Origin of the sequence: Trinickia mobilis (assembly GCF_017315705.1) — a bacterium.
Lineage (GTDB): Bacteria > Pseudomonadota > Gammaproteobacteria > Burkholderiales > Burkholderiaceae > Trinickia_A > Trinickia_A mobilis.
Genome location: NZ_JAFLRF010000034.1, coordinates 40,022 through 60,979, shown reverse-complemented (window position 1 = coordinate 60,979; position 20,958 = coordinate 40,022). Strand labels below are relative to the sequence as shown.

At 64.6% G+C, this 20,958-nt stretch carries 22 protein-coding genes; 11 read left to right on the top strand and 11 right to left on the bottom strand.

The window, feature by feature from the left end; translation table 11 throughout:
• The first annotated feature begins 82 nt into the window (after positions 1–82).
• From J3489_RS29405 to J3489_RS29390, 4 genes are all read left to right on the top strand, one after another.
• Positions 83–1,027, top strand: coding sequence for a class I SAM-dependent methyltransferase (locus J3489_RS29405; protein ID WP_207004337.1), 945 nt, complete (start codon positions 83–85; stop codon positions 1,025–1,027).
• Positions 1,028–1,210: 183 nt separating this feature from the next.
• Complete coding sequence (locus J3489_RS29400; protein WP_207004336.1) at positions 1,211–1,450, top strand: DUF3311 domain-containing protein; 240 nt, start codon at positions 1,211–1,213, stop codon at positions 1,448–1,450.
• A complete protein-coding gene (gene mctP, locus J3489_RS29395; protein ID WP_207004335.1) occupies positions 1,447–2,997 on the top strand; it encodes a monocarboxylate uptake permease MctP in 1,551 nt (516 codons plus the stop codon). Before J3489_RS29400 ends, mctP begins: the two co-directional genes overlap by 4 nt.
• 166 nt (positions 2,998–3,163) lie before the next feature.
• Positions 3,164–4,291 carry an FUSC family protein gene (locus tag J3489_RS29390; protein ID WP_242540403.1) on the top strand — a complete coding sequence of 376 codons (1,128 nt, stop codon included), beginning with the start codon at positions 3,164–3,166 and terminating at the stop codon, positions 4,289–4,291.
• Positions 4,292–4,381: 90 nt separating this feature from the next.
• On the opposite strand, the gene yjdN is transcribed toward J3489_RS29390, so the two are convergent.
• The 5 genes from yjdN to J3489_RS29365 form a co-directional block, all read right to left on the bottom strand.
• Positions 4,382–4,798: a VOC family metalloprotein YjdN gene (gene yjdN, locus J3489_RS29385; protein WP_207004334.1), complete on the bottom strand. Its 417-nt coding sequence runs from the start codon at positions 4,796–4,798 to the stop codon at positions 4,382–4,384.
• 69 nt (positions 4,799–4,867) lie between these two features.
• The gene (gene tal / locus J3489_RS29380) at positions 4,868–5,821 is read right to left on the bottom strand and encodes a transaldolase (protein WP_207004333.1); all 954 of its coding nucleotides are present in this window, start codon (positions 5,819–5,821) and stop codon (positions 4,868–4,870) included.
• A gap of 182 nt (positions 5,822–6,003) precedes the next feature.
• On the bottom strand, positions 6,004–7,227 hold the full coding sequence (locus J3489_RS29375; RefSeq protein ID WP_207004332.1) for a benzoate/H(+) symporter BenE family transporter: 1,224 nt from the start codon (positions 7,225–7,227) through the stop codon (positions 6,004–6,006).
• Positions 7,228–7,296: 69 nt separating this feature from the next.
• Positions 7,297–8,472, bottom strand: a complete 1,176-nt coding sequence (locus J3489_RS29370) for a vWA domain-containing protein (protein WP_207004331.1) — start codon at positions 8,470–8,472, stop codon at positions 7,297–7,299.
• Between the two features lie 61 nt (positions 8,473–8,533).
• Positions 8,534–9,376 carry an AAA family ATPase gene (locus tag J3489_RS29365; protein WP_207004330.1) on the bottom strand — a complete coding sequence of 281 codons (843 nt, stop codon included), beginning with the start codon at positions 9,374–9,376 and terminating at the stop codon, positions 8,534–8,536.
• Positions 9,377–9,715: 339 nt separating this feature from the next.
• On the opposite strand from J3489_RS29365, the gene J3489_RS29360 reads away from it, so the two are divergent.
• Together J3489_RS29360 and J3489_RS29355 are read left to right on the top strand one after the other, a co-directional pair.
• A complete protein-coding gene (locus J3489_RS29360; RefSeq protein ID WP_207004329.1) occupies positions 9,716–10,084 on the top strand; it encodes a c-type cytochrome in 369 nt (122 codons plus the stop codon).
• 68 nt (positions 10,085–10,152) lie between these two features.
• On the top strand, positions 10,153–10,536 hold the full coding sequence (locus J3489_RS29355; protein ID WP_207004328.1) for a c-type cytochrome: 384 nt from the start codon (positions 10,153–10,155) through the stop codon (positions 10,534–10,536).
• A 196-nt stretch (positions 10,537–10,732) separates the two neighbouring features.
• On the opposite strand, the gene J3489_RS29350 is transcribed toward J3489_RS29355, so the two are convergent.
• The gene (locus J3489_RS29350; protein ID WP_207004327.1) at positions 10,733–11,170 is read right to left on the bottom strand and encodes a DUF1841 family protein; all 438 of its coding nucleotides are present in this window, start codon (positions 11,168–11,170) and stop codon (positions 10,733–10,735) included.
• Between the two features lie 211 nt (positions 11,171–11,381).
• Between J3489_RS29350 and J3489_RS29345 the strand changes: the two genes are divergently transcribed.
• A complete protein-coding gene (locus J3489_RS29345) occupies positions 11,382–12,311 on the top strand; it encodes a DMT family transporter (protein WP_207004326.1) in 930 nt (309 codons plus the stop codon).
• Positions 12,312–12,372: 61 nt separating this feature from the next.
• Here the strand turns inward: J3489_RS29345 and nth are convergent, their stop codons facing one another.
• Both nth and rsxB read right to left on the bottom strand, forming a co-directional pair.
• A complete protein-coding gene (nth, locus tag J3489_RS29340) occupies positions 12,373–13,017 on the bottom strand; it encodes an endonuclease III (protein WP_207004325.1) in 645 nt (214 codons plus the stop codon).
• Between the two features lie 10 nt (positions 13,018–13,027).
• Positions 13,028–13,879 carry an electron transport complex subunit RsxB gene (gene rsxB, locus J3489_RS29335; protein WP_207004324.1) on the bottom strand — a complete coding sequence of 284 codons (852 nt, stop codon included), beginning with the start codon at positions 13,877–13,879 and terminating at the stop codon, positions 13,028–13,030.
• Between the two features lie 352 nt (positions 13,880–14,231).
• On the opposite strand from rsxB, the gene J3489_RS29330 reads away from it, so the two are divergent.
• Entirely contained in the window at positions 14,232–14,864 is a 633-nt protein-coding gene (locus J3489_RS29330) for a TetR/AcrR family transcriptional regulator (RefSeq protein ID WP_207004323.1), read from the top strand.
• A 182-nt stretch (positions 14,865–15,046) separates the two neighbouring features.
• Here the strand turns inward: J3489_RS29330 and J3489_RS29325 are convergent, their stop codons facing one another.
• Both J3489_RS29325 and J3489_RS29320 read right to left on the bottom strand, forming a co-directional pair.
• Positions 15,047–16,324: a polyhydroxyalkanoate depolymerase gene (locus J3489_RS29325; protein ID WP_207004322.1), complete on the bottom strand. Its 1,278-nt coding sequence runs from the start codon at positions 16,322–16,324 to the stop codon at positions 15,047–15,049.
• 281 nt (positions 16,325–16,605) lie between these two features.
• Positions 16,606–18,453 (bottom strand): glycoside hydrolase family 15 protein, encoded by a 1,848-nt coding sequence (locus tag J3489_RS29320; protein WP_207004321.1) that lies wholly within the window; start codon positions 18,451–18,453, stop codon positions 16,606–16,608.
• A gap of 270 nt (positions 18,454–18,723) precedes the next feature.
• On the opposite strand from J3489_RS29320, the gene J3489_RS29315 reads away from it, so the two are divergent.
• Positions 18,724–18,972 (top strand): hypothetical protein, encoded by a 249-nt coding sequence (locus tag J3489_RS29315; RefSeq protein WP_207004349.1) that lies wholly within the window; start codon positions 18,724–18,726, stop codon positions 18,970–18,972.
• An 81-nt stretch (positions 18,973–19,053) separates the two neighbouring features.
• On the opposite strand, the gene J3489_RS29310 is transcribed toward J3489_RS29315, so the two are convergent.
• Complete coding sequence (locus J3489_RS29310; protein WP_207004320.1) at positions 19,054–19,209, bottom strand: DUF3096 domain-containing protein; 156 nt, start codon at positions 19,207–19,209, stop codon at positions 19,054–19,056.
• 627 nt (positions 19,210–19,836) lie between these two features.
• Between J3489_RS29310 and J3489_RS29305 the strand changes: the two genes are divergently transcribed.
• Both J3489_RS29305 and J3489_RS29300 read left to right on the top strand, forming a co-directional pair.
• Positions 19,837–20,181, top strand: coding sequence for a hypothetical protein (locus J3489_RS29305; protein ID WP_207004319.1), 345 nt, complete (start codon positions 19,837–19,839; stop codon positions 20,179–20,181).
• A gap of 341 nt (positions 20,182–20,522) precedes the next feature.
• The gene (locus J3489_RS29300) at positions 20,523–20,876 is read left to right on the top strand and encodes a BON domain-containing protein (protein WP_207004318.1); all 354 of its coding nucleotides are present in this window, start codon (positions 20,523–20,525) and stop codon (positions 20,874–20,876) included.
• Positions 20,877–20,958: the final 82 nt, after the last annotated feature.

Here is a 20,958-nt window from a genome sequence, read left to right as displayed (position 1 = left end):
AGTTCGCCATGCGGCCTCCGGGTCCGGCCAATGCTATCCTCTCGTTCGCTCAAAATTTGCGCCTCTGGCACGATATCCCGACATGACTGAATTGATCAAACGCGCTTCGGCCGAAGCGCGCGCCTTCCGCAAGTCTCAGCGCGACGACGGCGTCCCGTCGAAGCAGAAAATCTCGCGCTCGAAAGGCACCCAAGGCGCCAAAGGCATGAAGAAGCGCCGCGCCTACGGCGCAGATTTCGACGACGCACCGCTCATCGAAGCGCCGCGCAAGCCGCGTTTCGCGCCCGTGACGTTCTCGGAGGAGGGCGGCGTGCGCTACCTGCACTTCGGAACCGAGTGGGTGCAAGGCGCGATGCGCATCAAGAAGCCGCATCACATCGAGCTCGAATACGCGCAGCAGATGATGGCGTGGCTGCTGTTCCTCGAAACGCCGAAGCGCGTCGTGCAGCTCGGCCTCGGCGCCGCGGCGCTCACCAAGTTCGCGCACCGCTTCCTGAAGCGCGCGCAGGTCGAGGCGGTCGAGCTGAACCCGGCTGTCGTCGTTGCGGCGCGCACGATGTTCGAGCTGTCTCACGACGACGCTCGCCTGACCGTCCATGAAACCGACGCGTGGGACTTCGTCAACGACCGCGCGAACCACGGCACGATCGGCGTGCTGCAGATCGATCTCTACGACGCGACGGCGCGCGGCCCGGTGCACGACACCATCGCGTTTTACCGCGCGGTTCGCGCGTGTATTGCCGATGCCGGCGTCGTCACGATCAATCTGTTCGGCGACCATCCGAGCTTCGTGCGCAACATGAAGCACTTGAATGCGGCGTTCGACAACCGCGTGATCGCGCTTCCCGAAGTGCACGAGGGCAACCGCGTTGCGCTCGCGTTCTCCGGTCCCGCGCTCGACGTGCCCTTCGCCACGCTGCAGCAGCGCGCGAAGCTGATCGAAGAGAAGCTCGGCTTGCCGGCGCGCGAATGGGTCAAGGGCCTCGAGGCGTCGCTCGGCGGCAAGCGCGCTCGTTTTGCGATCTGAAACAATCCATTTCGGCAATTCCGCTTGACAGGTCCGTCCCGCCCCGGGTTGGCCCCGCTTGACCGGGCGTGTCGGGCTCTTATACTCTTGCGAGGCTTTCGGGGAGCCCGTGGGCTGCCCGGATGCGGGCGCTCGCCAGTCACGACACGGGCCACAACTTCAATAAAGTACAAAGGAGACGTCATGGCTCAAGACGCCGACGCCAACCGCGCCGCCAAACGCTGGCTCTGGCTGCTGGTATTGCCCTGGATCGCGATGATCTGGGTGCCGTCCTACAACAAGATCGACCCGCAGCTCTGGGGCTTTCCTTTCTTCTATTGGTATCAACTGCTGTGGGTGCTGATTAGCGCGGTCATCACGGCGCTCGTCTACTTCAAGACCAAGACGCGTTCGACGAAGCGCTCGCAAGGAGGCGCACGATGAACGCCACCGCAACCTTTGTCTTCGTCCTGTTCTTTATCGGCGTCACGATTCTCGGCTTCATCGCGGCGCACTGGCGGCGCGGCGACCTCGCGCACCTGGAAGAGTGGGGCCTCGGCGGCCGCCGCTTCGGCACGGTCGTCACATGGTTCCTCTTGGGCGGCGACCTGTACACCGCCTATACGTTCGTTGCCGTGCCGGCGCTCGTGTTCGGCGCGGGCGCGACGGGCTTCTTCGCGGTGCCCTATACGATCCTGATCTATCCGTTCGCGTTCGTGGTGTTCCCGAAGCTGTGGAGCGTCGCGAAGCGCCAGGGCTATGTGACCTCGGCCGACTTCGTCAGCGCCCGCTACGGCAGCCGCATGCTCGCGCTCGCGGTCGCCGTGACGGGCATCGTCGCGACGATGCCGTACATTGCGCTGCAGCTCGTCGGCATCGAAGTGGTGATCGGCGGCCTCGGCTTCGATACGTCGGGCTTCGTCGGCGACCTGCCGCTCATCATCGCGTTCGCGATTCTCGCCGCGTATACGTACACGTCGGGCTTGCGCGCGCCGGCGATGATCGCGATCGTCAAGGACCTGCTGATCTACATCACGATCGCCGCCGCGATCATCGTGATTCCCGCGCAGATGGGCGGCTTCGGCCATATCTTCAGCACGTTGCCGCCTGCGAAGCTGCTCCTGAAGGCGCCTGACACGACGAGCCTGAACGGCTACAGCGCGTACGCGACGCTCGCGGTCGGCTCCGCGCTCGCGCTCTTCCTGTATCCGCACTCGATCACGGCGATCCTGTCGTCGTCGTCGGGCAACACGATCCGCCGCAACATGGCGATGCTGCCGGCGTACTCGCTCGTGCTCGGCGTGCTCGCGCTGCTCGGCTACATGGCGCTCGCGTCGGGCGTGAAGGACATGCCGGAGTTCGCGCCGTACTTCAAGGCCTTCGGCCCGAACTTCGCGGTGCCGGCGCTGTTCCTGCACTACTTTCCGTCGTGGTTCGTCGGCGTCGCGTTCGCGGCGATCGGCATCGGCGCGCTGGTGCCGGCGGCGATCATGTCGATTGCGGCGGCGAATCTGTACACGCGCAACATCCATCGCGAGTTCGTGAACCGCAATATGTCGCACGAGCAGGAGACCAACGTCGCGAAGCTCGTGTCGCTGATCGTGAAGGTGGGGGCGGTGGCGTTCATTCTCGGCCTGCCGCTCACGTACGCGATTCAGCTGCAGCTGCTCGGCGGGATCTGGATCATTCAGACGCTGCCTGCGATCGTGCTCGGCCTCTATACGCGCAAGCTCGACCACCGGGGTCTTCTCATCGGCTGGGCGGCCGGCATTGCCCTGGGCACGTGGATGGCGGCATCGCTTGGCCTGAAGAGCTCGATCTATACGATCCATCTCGGCGGCGTGGCGATTCCGGGCTACGCGGCGCTGTGGTCGCTGGCCGTCAATCTGGTCGTGGCGATCGTCGTCAGCGTGATCGTGCGGGCGGTGGGGATGAAGTCGGCCGAGGATCGCACGCGCCCCGAGGACTATCTGGACGCCGTCGAAACCTGACCGGCCGTTGGGGCGGCGTTGCGCTGGGTCAAGACCGGCGCGGCCCGATCCCTTCGGTTTAACGGCGATAACAAGCCCGTAACGATCGTTGCGGGCTTTTTTCTTGCGCGCGAGATATGCTCATGTCTCGAATTCGCCCCGCATCCACTCTGAACGCGAGCCTTTCATGGCTTCTACCGAGCCGGACCATCTAGCCGTTGCCCGCAACCGCTTCGCGCGCATGTGGCGCTCGCTCACGTCGCCGTACTACCGGTTCAAGCACGCGCGGATGCTTCACAGCATCCGTGTCGGCCTGGCGATGCTCGTGTCGATCCTGCTCACGACCGGCGTCGATTTTCCGCACGGCATCTGGGCGTCGGTCACGGTGCTGGTCGTGATCGGCGGCCTGCAGCATTCGGGCAATATCCGCAAGAAAGCGGCCGAGCGCGCGCTCGGCACCCTGCTCGGCGCGCTCATCGGTCTCTTGGTGCTGATTCAGTTGCACTTCATCGGCTCGCTGCCGCTCACTTACGTGCTGATGTCGGTGGTGGCCGCGATCTGCGGCTACTTCGCGCTCGGCAGCCAGGCCTATGTCGCGCTCCTGACTGCGATCACGATGTGCATCGTCGCGGGCCACGGCGACAACACCATCGACACCGGCCTGTGGCGCACGCTCAACGTGCTGATCGGCATTGCGGTAGCGCTGGCGTTTTCGTTCGCGCTGCCGCTCTATGCGACCTACTCGTGGCGCTACCTGCTCGCGCGCAATCTGCGCGAGTGCGCGCATGTGTTCGGACGCATCGCAAGGGGCGAGCCGTTCGATCCCGAGCAACAGGTCGCGACGTTCGCGGCGCTCGGCGAGCGGCTCGTGAAGGGGCGCGCACTGATGCCGTCGGTGGCGAAGGAAATCGGCGTGTCGATCAAGCGGCTCGAAGCGATTCAGCGTGCGCATCGATCGCTCTTGAGCGCGCTCGAGCTGATGGCGACGGGCTCGCTCGCGCATGCTAACGCCGCGGAGCGCGCCGAATTCGCCCGCCGCTGCGGCGCCGAGGCGCGGGAGGTGCGCTTGGGACTGCTATCGATGTCGCGCGCGTTGCGCTTTGGCTCGTATACCCGTCTGCTCGCGCCGGTGTGCCCTTGGCAACCGGGCGAATCGAAGTGCGTGGCGCCGGACGATTTGCGCGCCGATCTGCAAGGGCCCTATTGGTTGTGCCATCGGTTCGCCGAGCAAGTCGAACATATGCGGGCATTGCTGCTGGAACTCGAGCCGCACTGGAATATCGAGCGGAACTCGCAAGTGCCGCGCGAAGTATAAGGGCCTGCTCGCGCGAGCAGGCCCTGACGGCAAGACGCGCCGCGCGGGCAGCGTGAATCGAGACCGTCCGCGCGGCGGAAAAGGCGGGGTTTATTGCTGCGGACGTTCGACGTTCACCATCCACGGAATGCCGAACTTGTCGGTGACCATGCCGAAGCCGAGCGCCCAGAACGTCGCCTGCCACGGCATGCCGATCGAGCCGCCGTCCGCGAGGCCGTTGAACAGCTTCTCGCCCGCGGCGACATCGTCTGCCGCAATGGAAAGGCTGAAGCCCGCGTGCGTCGCCGGTTTCGACATATCGCCGTCACTGCCCATCACGATGCTCGAACCGATCTTGAACGACGCGTGCATGATCTTATCCGCGGCCTCGGGAGCGGGCGGCGGCATATCCTTGGGTCCTTCACTAAAGCGCATCTTGAACAGCACTTCGGCGCCGAGCTTGTTTTGATAGAACGCCAGCGCCTCTTCGCAGCGTCCGTAGAACGTCAAATAAGGCTGGACTTGCATCGCTACCTCCTTTGTCTGCTTCTCGGGGATCGACCGCGGCGCGCGGGGTGTGCGCCGCGGCTTGCAGCATCAGCGCAGCGCGTCGATCAGCTTTTCGAGCTTCACGGCGTCCGCTGCAAATGCACGAATACCTTCAGCGAGTTTTTCGGTGGCCATGGCGTCGTCGTTGACCTGGAAGCGGAACGACGGTTCGTCGACGGCGACGCGCTCGATCGACTCGCTCTTCCCGGCTTCCAGCGACAGCTTGCGCTCGACTTGGGCCGTGCTGTCCTGCAGCTTTTGCAGCAGGTCGGGGCTGATCGTCAGCAGGTCGCAGCCCGCGAGCTCGACGATCTGGCTCGTCGTGCGGAAGCTCGCGCCCATCACTTCGGTCTTGTAGCCGAACTTCTTGTAGTAAGCGTAGATGCGGCGCACCGACAGCACGCCCGGATCGTTCGCGCCGCCGTTCTTCACTTCGTCCCACTCGGCGCCGGCGCTCTTCTTGTACCAGTCGTAGATGCGGCCGACGAACGGCGAGATCAGTTGCGCGCCGGCCTCGGCGCACGCAACCGCTTGGGCGAGCGAGAAGAGCAGCGTCATGTTGCATTTGACGCCTTCCTTTTGCAGCGCTTCGGCCGCGCGGATGCCTTCCCAGGTCGACGCGAGCTTGATCAGCACGCGCTCGCGGCCGATGCCCGCTTTCTCGTAGAGCTTGATGAGCTCGTGCGCTTTGTCGATCGAGCCCTTCGCGTCGAACGACAGGCGCGCATCGACTTCGGTCGACACGCGGCCCGGGATGATTTTGAGGATTTCGGTGCCGAACGCGATCAGCAGGTGATCGATGACCTCGCGAGCCGGCTTGCTCGCGTGATCGCGCACGGTTTTTTCGAGCAGCGGCTTGTAGTCGTCCTTTTGGACGGCCTTCAGGACCAGCGACGGGTTGGTCGTCGCGTCTTGCGGCTTGTATTGGGCGATTTGCTGGAAGTCGCCGGTGTCGGCGACCACAGTCGTGTACTGCTTCAGTTGATCGAGTGCGGTTGTCATGGCGGATCTTCCAGGCGCGCGAGCGCGGTTGTGCAGAGAAGGGCGTATCCCGCTATTTTATTGCGGATCGAATGACTCGGTTCTGACAATTGCGAAGGGGACGCCGGGAGCGGGCCTGCTGCAGCGCCGAGCCGCGTTGCGGTTGCGGCGCGCGTGGCCGTTTTCGGCGCTTCCCTGTCGTATCAGCCACGCCGCGCGTTCAGCACGACCTGCGTGACGACGCCCGCGACCAACCCCCAGAACGCCGAGCCGATCGACAGCAGCGTCAGGCCCGACGCCGTGACCATGAACGTGACGAGCGCGGCCTCGCGCTGCTTGAGGTCGTGCATGGCGTTGGTCAGGCCGCCCATGATCGAGCCGAACAGCGCGAGCGCCGCCACCGACACGACGAGCGCCTTCGGCAGCGCAGCGAACAACGCCGCGATCGTCGCGCCGAAGATGCCCGCGATCAGATAGAACGTGCCGCACCAGAGCGCGGCCGTATAGCGCTTCGTGCGGTCTTCGTGCGCTTCGGGGCCGGTGCAGATGGCGGCGGTGATCGCAGCAAGATTGATGCCGTGCGAGCCGAACGGCGCGAGCGCGAGCGACGCCATGCCGGTCGTGGCGATCAGCGGCGCGGAGGGCGGGGTGTAGCCGTCGGCGCGCAGCACGGCGATGCCCGGCACGTTCTGCGACGCCATCGCGACGACGAAGAGCGGAATGCCGATGCTGATCGCCGCGGCGAGCGAGAAGCTCGGCATCGTGAACACGGGCTTCGCGAGCGCGACGTGAAAATGGCTGAAGTCGACGAGACCGAGCGCGGCTGCGGCGGCCGTGCCGACGATCAGCACCGTCACGATCGCATAGCGCGGCGCCGCGCGCTTCATCACGAGATACGCGGCGAACATCGTGAGCACGAGCGCCGTCTGGTACTGCGCGGCGCGAAAGATCTCGATGCCGATCTCGAACAGGATGCCCGCGAGCAGCGCGGCGGCGATGCCGGCGGGAATCTTCTTCATCAACGCGTCGAACCAGCCGGTGAGCCCGACGACCGTGAGCAGCACCGCGCAGACGATGAACGCGCCGATCGCCTCGGGATACGCGACATGCGGCAGCGAAGCAACCAAGAGCGCCGCGCCGGGTGTCGACCAGGCGATGACGATCGGCGCGCGGTAGCGCAGCGAGAGGCCGATGGTCGTGAGCGCCATGCCGATCGACAGCGCCCAAATCCACGAGGAAATTTGCGCATCGGTCAGATGCGCCGCGCGGCCGGCCTGGAACATGAGCACGAGCGAGCTCGTATAGCCCGTCATCATGGCGACGAAGCCGGCGACGACCGCATGCAGCGAAGTATCGGCAAAGGGCCGCAGCGCGCCGCTGCGCGATGCGGGCGACGGAGAGAACTCAGGTGTCGAGGGCGGATTCATGCGTCATAGGCCGGGAGCGGGGAGCGCTCAGGCGTGATGGTCGTTGGGTTGTCGAGGGGTTGCCGACGGCTACTTGCTCAGCGTGCGCATCGCGCTTTCGAGCCCGGCGAGCGTGATCGGATACATCCGCCCGCCGAGCACCTGGCGAATCGCCGACACCGATTGCCGGTACTCCCACAAGCCTTCCGGCTCGGGATTGAGCCACGCGTGATGCGGGAACTGATCGGCGAGGCGCCGCAGCCACACGGCGCCCGCCTCGGCGTTGTTGTATTCGACCGAGCCGCCCGGCTGCAGCACTTCGTAGGGGCTCATCGTCGCGTCGCCGACGAAGATCAGCTTGTAGTCGGGCGTGAATTTGTGCAGGACGTCCCAGGTCGGCGCGCGCTCCGCGTGTCGCCGGCGGTTGTTCTTCCACAGAAAGTCGTACACGCAATTGTGGAAGTAGTAGAACTCGAGGTGCTTGAACTCCGCCTTGGCTGCCGAGAACAGCTCTTCGGTGCGCTTGATGTGATCGTCCATCGAGCCGCCGACGTCGAGCAGCATCAGCACCTTCACGTTGTTGTGCCGCTCGGGAACCATCTTGATGTTGAGCCAGCCCGCGTTCGCGGCGGTGCTGCGGATCGTGTCGGGCAAATCGAGTTCTTCGGCTGCGCCTTCGCGCGCGAAACGGCGCAGCCTTCTGAGCGCGACCTTGATGTTGCGCGTGCCGATCTCGACCTGGTCGTCGTAGTCCTTGTAGGCGCGCGCTTCCCACACTTTCACCGCGGTGCGGTTGCCGGCCGACTCGCCGCCGATCCGGATTCCTTCCGGGTTGTAGCCGCCGTTGCCGAACGGCGACGTGCCGCCCGTGCCGATCCACTTGTTGCCGCCTTCGTGGCGGCCCTTTTGCTCGTCAAAGCGTTCTTTCAGGCGTTCCAATAGCTTGTCGAGGCCGCCCAGTGCTTCGACCTGCGCTTTCTCCTCAGGCGTGAATTCGCGCTCCAGCTTCTTCTTGAGCCAGTCGAGCGGTACGTCGAACGCGAGCGCCGCCGTGCTTTCGACGCCGTGAAAATACGCGCTGAACGCCTGGTCGAACTTGTCGAAATACTGTTCGTCCTTCACGAGCGTCATGCGCGACAGATAGTAGAACGCGTCGAGCGACGGTGCGATCACCTGCGCCTTGAGCGCTTCGATCAGCGTGAGGTACTCCTTGACCGAGACCGGCAGCTTCGCGGCGCGCAGCGAATAGAAGAAGTCGATCAGCATGCGGTTTCCTTCGCGGTTTCGGTCTATCGGGCGGAGTCAGCGTGGCAACGGCGATTTGCGATCAACGGTTATGGCGATTCATGAAGATGAGCCGCTCGAAGAGGTTCACGTCCTGCTCGTTCTTCAAGAGCGCGCCGTGCAGCGGCGGAATGATCTGCTTCTGGTCGGGCGAGCGCAGCGCTTCGGGCGGGATGTCTTCGGCGAGCAGGAGCTTGAGCCAATCGAGCAGCTCCGAGGTCGAAGGCTTCTTCTTCAGCCCCGACACGTTGCGCAATTCGAAGAAGCTCGCGAGTGCCGCGGACAGCAGTTCCTGCTTGATGCCGGGATAGTGGACCTCGACGATCTGCTGCATCGTCGCCGGTTCGGGGAACGTGATGTAGTGGAAGAAGCAGCGGCGCAGGAACGCGTCGGGCAGCTCCTTCTCGTTGTTCGACGTGATGATGACGAGCGGCCGGTGCTTCGCGCGCACGAGCTCGCGCGTCTCGTACACGTAGAACTCCATGCGGTCGAGCTCGCGCAGCAAGTCGTTCGGGAATTCGATGTCGGCCTTGTCGATTTCGTCGATGAGGAGCACCGTCTGCTGGTCCGATTCGAACGACTGCCACAGCACGCCCTTCACGATGTAGTTGGCGATGTCCTTCACGCGCTCGTCGCCGAGCTGCGAATCGCGCAGCCGCGACACGGCGTCGTATTCGTAGAGGCCCTGTTGCGCCTTCGTCGTCGACTTGATGTGCCACTGCAGAAGCGGCATGTCGAGCGCGGCCGCGACTTCCTCGGCGAGCATGGTTTTGCCCGTGCCCGGCTCGCCCTTGATGAGGAGCGGGCGTTTCAGCGTCATCGCGGCGTTGACCGCGAGCTTGAGGTCGTCGGTGGCGACGTATTGCGAGGAGCCTTCGAAACGCATGTCGGATGCTCTTTCAAAAAAATCCCAGTATAAGTCAGAAGCCCTTTTGTCTCCTCGGCGGCCGGCGTATCGTGTCGGGCCCGGTATCCGTGTCGATGTCAGATCCGGCGCGAGGTCGGGAGGGCCGCACGGAACGACCCTGGGGAGGCCCCCGGGCGTCGCCTCGGCCGCGCGCTGTGTAGGCGGACCGCAAGGGAGTGCGGCTGGTGGACGCACCGCGCGGCGGCGCGGTACAATTGGGCCGATTTTTTTGGCCTGCGTGGCAACCCTATAAGTAGAACGGCGCGGGCCGTTGCCTTTTTGGGCGCCTGTTTCCCCTCAAGCTAGGTTACAAGAGCTATGAACAAACTCGTCGGCAAACACGTTGTGATCGCAGCGCTGGCGGCGCTCGCGGGCTTCGCGGTGAGCGCGCAGGCAGCCGATGTCGTCGGCAACGCGAAGGCGGGCCGGGGCAAGGTTGCGATGTGCATCGGCTGCCACGGCATTCCCGGCTATCGCACGGCGTTCCCGGAGGTCTACCGGGTACCGATCCTCGGCGGCCAGAACCAGCAATACCTCGAAAACGCACTGCACGCCTATAAGAAGGGCGACCGCCATTTCGACACGATGCACGCGATCGCGTCCTCGCTCTCGGACCAGGACATCGCCGATATCGCCGCCTACTACGCAGCGCAGACGCCCACCTCGAAAGACAATCCCGACAAGTGATGAAGGCGCGTTGCCGCAGGCATTCGAACCGTCACTGAGCTATCAAATTTCGCGGGATAGGAGAATTCATGAACAAGCCTAATCAGGCACTCCGCACGGTGTTCAAGGCTGCGAGCGCAGCGGCCGTGCTCGGCGCTCTCGTCGGGTTCAATCCGGCTTTCGCCGCCGATGCCGGCAACGGCAAGGTGCTCGCCGACGCCCACAACTGCGCGGCATGCCACGGCGTGAACCTCAACAAGCCGGTGAGCCCGGAGTATCCGAAGCTCGCGGGCCAGCACGCGGACTATATCTTCTTCGCGCTGCGCCAGTATCAGATGGGCACGGGCAACCCGCGCTTCGGCCGCAACAACGCGATCATGGCCGCGCAGGTGCAGAGCCTGTCGCAAAGCGACATGAAGGATATTGCCGCATACATCGAGTCGCTCAACGGCGATCTGGTCGAGAAGAAGTAAGGCGCCAGGTTCCGGCAGCCGGTCGATTCGGCATCAAAACACCCCGCATCGTGCGGGGTGTTTTGTTTGTGTCGGCCGGAGTTAGTGCTTTAGCACTTACTCCGGCCCCATGCACAGCGGTCGGCCGGAGTTAGTGCTTTAGCACTTACTCCGGCCCCATGCACAGCGGTCGGCCGGAGTGAGTGCTTCAGCACTGTCAGTCGCGCGAGGCGCGCCGTTCGATGCGTGCGAGATACGCGTCCGAATCGGGCGGCACGTTGTTGCGCTGGGCATCCCAGATCGTCTCGCCGAGGCATTCCATGATCGCGTGCTGCGCGTCGTGGGTCGAGCCGAGGCGCGCTGCAAGACGCTCGTGCGCCGCGCGGATGCCGGGCGGCTGGTCGATCGAAAGCTGCTCGCTGATCGCGAGGTGCATCGACAGATGCAGGAACGGATTGGTCTGGCCGCGCTCCGGCGAATAGTCCGCGGCGGCGCCCGATCCTTCCGTATCCGCCAACGCTTCGTGGTATTCGGGGTGCTCGACGATCCAGTCAGCGGCAATCGCCTCTAGCGGCGTGAGAATCTCGCCCGCGCGCTGCTTGCGCCAGGTGTCGATGAAAAAGCGTCGGACTTCGTCGCGGCTTGGGTTGAACATCGTGTGAGTGCGTCTTCGGTGGGGGCGGGGAGGCGCCGGATGAGCAAGCCGGCATTTTACGCTGGGCAGCTTTTGGGCGCTGCGCGCGCCCCGGATTGTCGCAACCCCTGCTACCCTCCGCTACTGAGCGGACCGGCCGGGCCGAGCTTGTTGAGCGCTGCAGCACCCGGCTAGAATCGCGCGGTTGCGTTTCCTCGATTCCCATTCAACGATGACTTCCCACCCTCACCCCCATGCCGAAACCGTACGCGGCGCGGCATTTGTCGCGCTGTCGGCGATCGCGTTCGGCGCAATGGCAATTTTCGGACGCTACGCCTACGCGGGCGGCGCCGACGTGCTCGGCCTCCTCATCGTGCGTTTCGCGATCGCCGGCGGCGTGCTGGCGTTCATCGCCGTCAGGCGCGGTGTCGTCTGGCCGCGCGGCCGCGCTGTCTGGCCGATCGTCGGGTTGGGCGGGATCGGCTACGTCGGGCAGTCGCTCAGCTACTTCACGGCGCTGGAGCATGCCCAGGCGAGCCTCGTCGCGCTGCTGCTGTATCTGTACCCGGCGTTCGTCACGCTGCTTGCAGCGTGGTGGCTTGGGGAGCGCCTGACCAAAGTGAAAGTGGCGGCGCTGGTGCTGTGCGTTGCGGGATCGGCGGTGATGGTCGGCGGCGGCCATGGCGATCCGCTCGGGATCGCGCTGGCGCTTGCCGCCGCGGTGATCTATTCGCTCTATATCGTGATCGGGGCGCGCTTTACGCGCGGTGTCGATCCGCTCGCGACGTCGGCCATCGTGTGCTTATCGGCGACGGCGGTGCTGGCGGCGCTTTGCGTGGCGCGCACGCTGGCCGGCGCGCCGCCGCATCTGCCGGACGCGCCCGGCGGCTGGGCTGCGGCGCTCGCGATCGCGCTGATTTCGACGGTCGCCGCGCTGCTCTGCTTCTTCGCGGGACTCCAAAGGCTGGGGGCGGCGCGCACGTCGATGCTGTCGACGCTCGAGCCGGTCGTGACCGTCTTGCTCGCCGCGATCACGCTCGGCGAGGCGCTGACGCCGCTCCAATGGGCGGGCGGCGCGTCGATTCTGATTGCGGTGTTGTGGCTCGTGCGCACCGGCGGCGGGGCGCACGACGAGGCAGTGGCGCTCGAAGTCAATCAATAGCGGGCGCGCATTTCAGGCGGCGCCTTTGCGCCCGCCCGCGGCTTTGAATGCAGCGCGCCGCTCACATCTCCGGCGGCGGCGTCTTCGGCTTGAACTCGCACAGCGGTTCGATCACGCAATGCCAGCATTCGGGGCGGCGTGCCTTGCACACGTAGCGCCCATGCAAAATCAGCCAGTGGTGCGCGTCGTGGCGGAATTCGGCGGGTGTGAACTTCTCGAGCGCCGCTTCGACCGCGCGCACGTCCTTGCCGGGCGCGAGGCCCGTGCGGTTCGCGACGCGGAAGATGTGCGTATCGACGGCGATCGTCGGATGGCCGAACGCGGTGTTGAGCACGACGTTCGCCGTCTTGCGGCCGACGCCCGGCAGCCCTTCCAGCGCTTCGCGATCCGTTGGCACCTCGCCGCCGTACTGGTCGAGCAGGATGCGGCACGTCGCGATCACGTTCTTCGCCTTGGTCCGGTAAAGCCCGATCGTCTTGATGTAGTCGGCGACGCCGGCTTCGCCGAGCTCGAAGACCTTCTGCGCCGTGTTCGCGACCGGGAACATCCGGCGCATCGCCTTGTTCACGGACACGTCCGTCGCCTGCGCCGACAGCATCACCGCAATCAGCAGTTCGAACGGCGTCGTGTATTCGAGCTCGGTGCTCGGGTGCGGGTTGAGGCTTTGCAGCGTCTCATAGATTGCGCGGCGTTTGTTCGCGTTCATGCGGTCGGTTTCAGCGCTTGGTGGCGTCTTGGGCGGGCGCGGCGGCGTCGTCGGGCGCCGGGTTCTCGCCGGCGCCTGTCGGCGCGATGCCGAGCCGGCGGCGACGTGCTTCAGCCGCGTCGATCTGGGCCTGGACGTCGGCGCTGACGGCATCTACGTTCTTCGGCCCCTGGCCTTGTGCCGCCAGTTCTCCCTTCTTCTTGCGCGCGCGTTCGAGCGCGGCCTGGATGATCGCGCGCTTCTTGGCTTGCTCGTCGTCCGCGGCTGGCGCACTCGATGCAGGAGCGCTGGCGCCAGCGGCGGCGGTGTGGCTCGCCGCCCGGCGCGCCGCAGCGCGCGCTTCGGCCGCTTCGCGCTCGCGCGCAAGACGCGCCAGATGGCGGTCGTGCCGCGTGCGCGCGGCGTCGGCCTGCGGTTGCGTCCACGCGTCCCAGCCAGTGGCGGCGCCGGTGACGGGCACCATCGCGATGCAGTCGACCGGGCAGGGCGCGACGCACAGATCGCAGCCCGTGCAAAGCTCGGCAACGATCGTATGCATTTGCTTCGGGGCCCCGACGATTGCATCGACCGGACACGCCTGCATGCAAAGCGTGCAGCCGATGCAAAGTTGCTCGTCGATGACGGCGAGCGGCCGCGGCCGTTCGATGCCGTTGGCCGGGTTCAGCGCGATGACGGGCTTGCCGAGCAGCGCGGCGAGCCGCGCCACGCCTTCCTCGCCGCCCGGCGGACATTGGTTGTAGCCGGCCTCGCCGCTGGCGATGGCCTCGGCATACGGGCGGCAGCCGGCATAACCGCACTTCGTGCATTGCGTTTGGGGCAGCAGATCTTCGATGCGGTCTGCGAGGGTCTGGGGATAGGTCACGGTGAGGACGTCTGGGGCGGCCGGCGGCGCTGGCCGCCGCGCTTGTAGTCTTGTTCGCAGCCAGGCAGCGAGCGTTTGAAGCCGGTGCCGGCGGTGCGTGGCTCGCGCCTCGTTTTTTTCGCTCGGTTTTGCCGCTTAGGCGCACGCTGCGCGGGTTAAGCCAAAGGCTGCATTATCGCCGATTTCCCCGATTGCCATTGACAATCCATGTGCCATAATCGAAGCGCTTTTTCGCACGACCGCAGGAGGGAGTCTCCCAATAACGGCGCGAGCGTCACGAATAGCCGGTGCATGGCCATGGAGGACCGGCGGCGCGCTTCCGGTAACGCGGTTCAAGAAGCCATTTGCCACCATGAATCAGCCGAAAATCAAAAGAGATCCTGAAGGCACACGGCGCCGAATCCTGCTTGCGGCGGCCGAAGAGTTTGCGAATGGTGGGTTGTTCGGCGCGCGCGTCGATCAGATCGCCCGCCGTGCCGAAACGAACGAGCGCATGCTCTACTACTACTTCGGCAGTAAGGAACAGCTTTTTACCGCGGTGCTCGAGTACGTGTTCAGCGCGCTCACGGAAGCAGAGCGGGCGCTCGATTTGAACGGCATAGCGCCGGTCGAAGCGATCACGCGGCTGGCCCACTTCGTTTGGGACTACTATCGCGACCACCCCGATCTGCTGCGGCTCGTGAACAACGAAAACCTGCATGAGGCGCGCTACATTCACAAGTCGACCCGCATCCGCGAAATGATTTCGCCGATCGTCGCAACGCTCTCGGCCATTCTCGATCGCGGCCAGCGGGCGGGGCTCTTTCGCGCGAACGTCGACCCGCTGCGTTTTTACGTGGTGCTGTCGGGGCTTGGCTACTACATCGTGTCGAACCGCTTCACGCTGGCAGCAACGCTGGGGCGCGATTTCAGCGCACCCGCGGAGCGCAGCGAGATCGTCCAGATGAACACCGAGCTGCTGCTGGCGTACTTGATGCGGCGCTGAGCCCTCGGGCCGGAGCCGCTCTCATCTCGCCGTTCGCTTTGACTGATTCACGCGTGCGCGGGCCGCGTGAGTCCGTGCACGCGTTTTGCTGGCTGGAACATGAAAAAGGGCGCATCGCGAACGATGCGCCCTTTGCGTTTGTGCGCCCAGCATGGGCGCACTCCTGCGGGTGCCAGCCGAGCTTACGCTTCGACGGCAGCTCGCTCGGTCTTCGGTTCCTTGTTGTGCGCGAGGATGAAGTCGCGCAATTGCGGATAGATGATCGTGCGCCAGCGGCGCCCGGAGAAGATGCCGTAGTGGCCGCACTTTTCGGCCGTGAAGTGGCGCTTGTTCTTCGCGGGAATGCCGCTGCACAGATCTTGCGCGGCGCGCGTCTGACCGTCGCCGGAGATGTCGTCGAGCTCGCCTTCGATCGTGAAGAGCGCGGTCTTCTTGATATCCTGCGGACGCACCGATTCGCCCTTGATCATCCACGTGCCCTCGGCGAGCCGGAACTCCTGGAACACGATGCGGATCGTGTCCAGATAGTATTCGGCGGCCATGTCGAGCACCGCGTTGTATTCGTCGTAGAAGCGCCGGTGTGCTTCGGCATCCTCTTCATCGCCGCGCAAGAGGCTCTGGTAGAAATCCCAGTGCGATGCTGCGTGCCGTTCCGGATTCATCGCGACGAACCCCGTGTGCTGCAGGAAGCCCGGGTACACGTGCCGGCCGACGCCCGGATAGTTCGACGGCACGATATGAATCACGTTGTTTTCGAACCACTCGTACGAGTGCTGGACCGCCAGCGAGTTGACCGACGTCGGGCTCATACGCGCGTCGATCGGGCCGCCCATCATCGTCATCGTGCGCGGGGTGTCTTCGCCGCGGCTCGCCAGAAGCGAGATCGCCGCGAGCACCGGCACCGTCGGCTGGCAGACCGAGATCACGTGCAGGTTCTTCGCGCCGATGTGGCGGATGAATTCCTGAATGTAGGCGACGTAGTCGTCGAGATGGAAGTCGCCGTCTTCGAGCGGCACCATGCGCGCGTCGATCCAGTCGGTGATGTAGACCTTGTGGTCCTGCAGCAGCGTGCGCACCGTGTCGCGCAAGAGCGTGGAGTGGTGGCCGGAAAGCGGCGCGCACACCAGCACGACGGGTTCGTCCTTCAGTTGCGACACTGCGCCGCTATCGTCCGCGAAACGCTTGAAGCGCAGAAGACGGCAGAACGGCTTTTCGATGATCGTCTGCTCGACGATCGGGATGTTGTGGCCGTCTTTGACGATTTGATGAATGTTGAATTCGGGCTTTTCGTAATCCTTGCCGAGCCGGTACAACAGTTCGTAGGCGGCCGACAGGCGCGTCGCGCCGGGCACGTAGGCGAGCGGGCTCGCCGGGTTCGCAAACGACTTCGACGCTGCTTGGGCCCAGGCCGTCATGGGGCTCAGCAGCGCGCGTTGGAATTCGTGAATCTGGTAAAGCATGGTGGGAGGCTCCCGCGTGTGGGGACGGTTCACGTGGGGCGGCGCGTGGCGTCGCGGCGTACCGTGTTAACTCATTGTTTCTAGGCCGGTCAAACGAGTCGATGATATAGGACAACACCCAATTGTGCAACGCAGCAATTTCGAGATTTCGAAAGTATTTTCCCGTATTTAGAATCGCGCTACGCTTGCCGATCCGGTCTGTTTACATTCACCTTGCGGTGCGGCGCCGTGTGTCGCTGTGCGCCGCACCAATTAGACCGCCGGCGGGCTCTTTAAATCACTCACGCATTGCTTTTGGCCGCGTTTTCCTTTTGCGTGCCGTTCTGCGCAGGGTGGCCCGTCGCGCGAGTCATCTCCTGCTCGTGCCGCATCAGGTTCAAGCCGGTATGCACGAGCGCCACGTGCGAGAACGCTTGCGGGAAATTGCCGACGAGCCGCTGTGTCGCCGGATCGTATTCCTCCGATAGAAGCCCGACGTCGTTGGCGAGCGACAGCAAGCGTTCGAAGAGCGCGTGCGCGTCGTCGAGACGCCCTTGCAGGGCGAGGTTGTCGACCATCCAGAAGCTGCACGCGAGGAATGTGCCTTCGCCGGGCGGCAGGCCGTCGTCGACGTCGCCGGTGTGATAGCGCAGGACGAAACCGTCGCGCATCAGGTTCTTCTCGATCGCGTCGACGGTGCCCGCGATGCGCGGATCGGCTGGCGGCAAAAAACCCAACAGCGGCATGAGCAAGGTGGAGGCGTCGAGATTGTCGCCGCCGTATGCCTGCACGAACGCGTTGAGCTTCGGGTTCCAGGCCTTCGCGCAGACGTCGGCGTGAATCTGCTCGCCCAGCGCGCGCCAGTGCTCGATGGGTGCCGGCAGGCCGAATTTTTCCGCCGAGCGGATCGCGCGATCGAAGGCCACCCACGCCATCACCTTCGAGAACGTGAAATGCCGGCGGCCGCCGCGCACTTCCCAAATGCCTTCGTCGGGCTCGCGCCAGATCGTCTCGAGATGGTCGAGCATGGCGCATTGCACGGACCATACCGTCTCGTCCGTGTGCAAGCCGCCGACGCGCGCGAGATGCAGCGCGTTCATCACTTCGCCATACACGTCGAGCTGCAGTTGGCCGACGGCGTTGTTGCCGATGCGCACCGGCTTCGCGCCCTGGTAGCCGGGCAGCCAGTCGATCTCCGATTCGGGCAGGCGGCGCTCGCCGGCCAGGCCATACATGATCTGCACTTGCGACGGCGCGCCCGCCATGACGCGGCCGAGCCAGGCACGCCATGCGCGCGCTTCGTCGTAGTAGCCGCCGCGCATCATCGCGAGCAGCGTGATGGTGGCGTCACGCAGCCAGCAGTAGCGGTAGTCCCAGTTGCGCGTGCCGCCGAGGTGCTCGGGCAGCGACGTGGTCGGCGCCGCGACGATGCCGCCGGTCGGCTCGTAGGCGAGCGCTTTGAGCGTGATCAGCGAGCGGCGGATCGGGGCGGCGTAGCGGCCCGCCACCTTGCAGCGCGACGACCAGTCGCGCCAATGGTTTTCGGTGCGCGCGAGCGACGTATGCGGATCGCGCCCAGGCGGGGTGCGCAAGTGCGACGGCGCATACGCGAGCGTGAACGGCACGCGCTCGCCCTCGGACACCGTAAATTCGGCGACCGTGCGCAAGTTTTCGCCGCGCAATTCGACCGGGGTGCGCAGCACGACCGTGTCCGGCCCGACGATCGCCTTGATGCCGTTATCGCGCGACAGCCTCGTGACCCACGGCACCGAAAAGCCGTAGTCGAAACGCAGCACCAGCTCCATTTGCATGCGCACGGTGCCGCGCCTGCCGACCACGATGCGCGCGAGTTCGGACCAGCCGTTGCCGGGCGGCATGAAGTCGACGATGGTCACCGCGCCCTCGTCCGTCTCGTAGTCGGTCTCGAGGATCAGCGTCTCGCCGCGATAGCGGCGCGTGATCTTCGGCGTGCCCTCGATTGCCGGCGCGATCAGCCAGCGGCCGTGCTCGGGCGTGCCGAGCAGCGCGGCGAAACAAGCGCCGGAATCGAAGCGCGGCCAGCAGAGCCAGTCGACCGAGCCGTCGCGGGAGATCAGCGCGGCGGTATGGCCGTCGCCGACGAGTGCGTAGTCTTCAATGGGAGCGGGCATCGGCAAAAATCGGGCAAAAAGTGCTGAAACGTGACCCGGGCAGCAGACTGACGGTAAAAAATGGTCAAAGACGGCATGAAGACAGCAAAAAGCAAGTGGCAACCGGCAGATAACGGCAAAAAGAGTGCATCTTTCGTTGCCATGGCAGAACCGGCATCGCTACAATCGAACTTCAAACTATTCAGGCCAACGCACGGCATTCGTCGCGACGCCATGCGAATGCGGCCTTCAACACGCTCGTGTATTGCACCCTTTGCGAGGATAGACGCCATGCTGAATCCGTCGAAAGTCGATTGCATCACGATTCTCTCCGCCGCCAGCGAGCTTGGCGACGGCGCATTTCTGCCTCTCGAGCATCACCGGCTTGGACTGACCCGCAACGGCATGGACACGGCCGCTGCATTTCTCATCGAACGCGCGTGCTTTACGCGTCACCGCCGCGAAGACGACGGCCATTATGCGGTGGGCGGCCTCTCGTTGCAGGGGCGGCTGCGTCTCGATCAATTCGTGAATGGTTGACGGCGCGCCGATCGAGCCTGCGTGGCGCGGTAATTAGCCGAGGTCGAAACGGCCGGCATGCTTGCCGGCCGCATGCGCTCGTCATAAGTGGTGCGGTCCGCCCGCGCCGAAGAGCCCGATCACGCCGATGATGATCAAATACAGCGCGACGATGTAGTTCAAGAGGCGCGGCATCGCCAGAATCATGATGCCGGCGATCAGTGCGACGAGCGGGCCCAGGCTCAGTGTGATGTTCATGACGCCCCCTTGGGGGGTAGCAAACGTAAGTGAGCGCTGGGGTCGTTCATTTCGGCTCCTTAAGTGGGTGGCGTCAGTGCGCTTGCGCTCGATCCGGCAAGCGGTCAGTGGCGTGAGCGGCGCGGCACGAGCTGGTCTGCCACCTTGGCCGGCCTATCTCAGCAGTAAAAGCGCAGCAATAAAAACGGACCCGCACGACAAAGCATTCGCACGGGCCCGAAGCTGCCGCACCACGGGGGGCGGGGGCGGCAGGGAACGAAATCGGCGATTCGGCGATCTCTTGCTTCAAGCGAGCGATGGTGTTCGATGTTCCTGCAATCGGCCCGCCTGCTTTCAAGCAACGCTTATGCCTAAGCGGGCCGCTGCGGTGCGCACATCGAGCCGTTCGATGAGCGGCATACGGCCGCACGGTTTCGTAACGATGCGCCGCGCTCGCCGCCACGTATCGAACCGGCGTTGCGACGATGACTAACTCTTGCAATCGTCGCGCACGATTTACGCGCGGAGCGTGCTCGGAACAAGTCATAAGATGAAAACGGCGCTCGCCAGAATCGGCTTCGCGACGACGCTCGCGGTGTCGGCCGCGGCGCCGCCGGCTCGTGGTTCGCCGCCGGGTGCGAGCGCATCATGCGCGTGGCGACCGAAGGCACCTGGGATCTGTACATCACCGGATACGGCTGGCATATCGGCGGCTACACGGGCGAGAGCAAGGCGGCGCTCAACGCCGACTCCTGGGGCGCGGGCGCCGGCAAGCATTGGACCGACGAGGACGGCAACGAAGACATCCTGTTCGCGTTCGTGTTTCGCGATTCGCACGACCATCCGGAGCCGATCGGCGGCTATGCGCGGCAGTGGTACACGCCGTCTGTGCCCGGCGGCTTGTCGCTCGGCGGCGGCTTCGCGGGGTTGACCGCGCGCGACGTAGGGGCACCGCGCTTAGCATTTTTTGCGGCGGCCGGTACGCCAGATTGACACCGCGGGCGGCTCGGCTTGGGCGATAGGAGATGAATAACCTAGAATCGAAAGCGCATGCCCTGTCCGTCTGCCGGCTAGCACTGCCGTGCCCGGCAAGGCTGAGCGGCATACGGCTTGCACGAAACATGAAAAAGTGCGGAGTGCGCACTTTTTGCGGGGGCGTAGTGCTCACATACAACACAATATTGGCAAAAGCGGTATAGACTCCCTCACCGCAACGCCTGAAGCATCATTGTTGCACCGAGTACCAGTAGTCACAGTTCGTCCAGCGGTCCCCTAGTGTTCCTGTGCGACTTCCATACGGGATCGTCGCCAACTATGAAAAAAGGAGAATGTGAATGAAGGCTATTCAGGCAATCAAGCTGGCAAGCGGCGCGCTTCTCGTCGCGGTTTCCGTCAGCGCTTGGGCGCAGGCGAGCGACACCGGCATGGCCTCGGCACCGGCCATGTCGTCGATGAAGGCAGAGCACAAGGCTGACCGCATGCTGAGCCGCAAGGTTCGCGGTGCGCTGGCAAAGGCGAAGGGCGTCACTGCCGCCAACATCGAAGTTAAGGCGAGGAGCGGGGCGGTGATTCTTGAAGGCTCGGTGCCGGACCAGTCGCAGGTCGATAAGGCCACGCAGGTCGCGCAGGGTGTCGCTGGCGTGACGTCGGTCAAGAACGCCTTGACCGTGAAGGCAGAGGGCCAGTAATCCTGGTCCGCAGCGAGGCCCCCTTAGTTAGCGAGGGGGCCTCGCTTTTTCTGCCGCTTTTGCCGTTTTTGCTCAACTCCCC

What these genes read in the sequence shown, in the direction of transcription:
- mctP (WP_207004335.1), top strand. Translation starts at nt 1,447, where the DNA reads ATGAACGCCACCGCAACCTTTGTCTTCGTCCTGTTCTTTATCGGCGTC.
- J3489_RS29365 (WP_207004330.1), bottom strand. Translation starts at nt 9,376, where the DNA reads ATGCGTTTCGAAGGCTCCTCGCAATACGTCGCCACCGACGACCTCAAG.
- J3489_RS29325 (WP_207004322.1), bottom strand. Translation starts at nt 16,324, where the DNA reads ATGCTTTACCAGATTCACGAATTCCAACGCGCGCTGCTGAGCCCCATG.
- J3489_RS29315 (WP_207004349.1), top strand. Translation starts at nt 18,724, where the DNA reads ATGCTGAATCCGTCGAAAGTCGATTGCATCACGATTCTCTCCGCCGCC.
- nth (WP_207004325.1), bottom strand. Translation starts at nt 13,017, where the DNA reads ATGAACGCGAACAAACGCCGCGCAATCTATGAGACGCTGCAAAGCCTC.
- yjdN (WP_207004334.1), bottom strand. Translation starts at nt 4,798, where the DNA reads ATGCAAGTCCAGCCTTATTTGACGTTCTACGGACGCTGCGAAGAGGCG.
- J3489_RS29360 (WP_207004329.1), top strand. Translation starts at nt 9,716, where the DNA reads ATGAACAAACTCGTCGGCAAACACGTTGTGATCGCAGCGCTGGCGGCG.
- J3489_RS29350 (WP_207004327.1), bottom strand. Translation starts at nt 11,170, where the DNA reads ATGTTCAACCCAAGCCGCGACGAAGTCCGACGCTTTTTCATCGACACC.
- J3489_RS29330 (WP_207004323.1), top strand. Translation starts at nt 14,232, where the DNA reads ATGAATCAGCCGAAAATCAAAAGAGATCCTGAAGGCACACGGCGCCGA.
- J3489_RS29345 (WP_207004326.1), top strand. Translation starts at nt 11,382, where the DNA reads ATGACTTCCCACCCTCACCCCCATGCCGAAACCGTACGCGGCGCGGCA.
- J3489_RS29320 (WP_207004321.1), bottom strand. Translation starts at nt 18,453, where the DNA reads ATGCCCGCTCCCATTGAAGACTACGCACTCGTCGGCGACGGCCATACC.
- J3489_RS29310 (WP_207004320.1), bottom strand. Translation starts at nt 19,209, where the DNA reads ATGAACATCACACTGAGCCTGGGCCCGCTCGTCGCACTGATCGCCGGC.
- tal (WP_207004333.1), bottom strand. Translation starts at nt 5,821, where the DNA reads ATGACAACCGCACTCGATCAACTGAAGCAGTACACGACTGTGGTCGCC.
- J3489_RS29305 (WP_207004319.1), top strand. Translation starts at nt 19,837, where the DNA reads ATGCGCGTGGCGACCGAAGGCACCTGGGATCTGTACATCACCGGATAC.
- J3489_RS29400 (WP_207004336.1), top strand. Translation starts at nt 1,211, where the DNA reads ATGGCTCAAGACGCCGACGCCAACCGCGCCGCCAAACGCTGGCTCTGG.
- J3489_RS29300 (WP_207004318.1), top strand. Translation starts at nt 20,523, where the DNA reads ATGAAGGCTATTCAGGCAATCAAGCTGGCAAGCGGCGCGCTTCTCGTC.
- J3489_RS29370 (WP_207004331.1), bottom strand. Translation starts at nt 8,472, where the DNA reads ATGCTGATCGACTTCTTCTATTCGCTGCGCGCCGCGAAGCTGCCGGTC.
- J3489_RS29405 (WP_207004337.1), top strand. Translation starts at nt 83, where the DNA reads ATGACTGAATTGATCAAACGCGCTTCGGCCGAAGCGCGCGCCTTCCGC.
- J3489_RS29375 (WP_207004332.1), bottom strand. Translation starts at nt 7,227, where the DNA reads ATGAATCCGCCCTCGACACCTGAGTTCTCTCCGTCGCCCGCATCGCGC.
- J3489_RS29355 (WP_207004328.1), top strand. Translation starts at nt 10,153, where the DNA reads ATGAACAAGCCTAATCAGGCACTCCGCACGGTGTTCAAGGCTGCGAGC.
- J3489_RS29390 (WP_242540403.1), top strand. Translation starts at nt 3,164, where the DNA reads ATGGCTTCTACCGAGCCGGACCATCTAGCCGTTGCCCGCAACCGCTTC.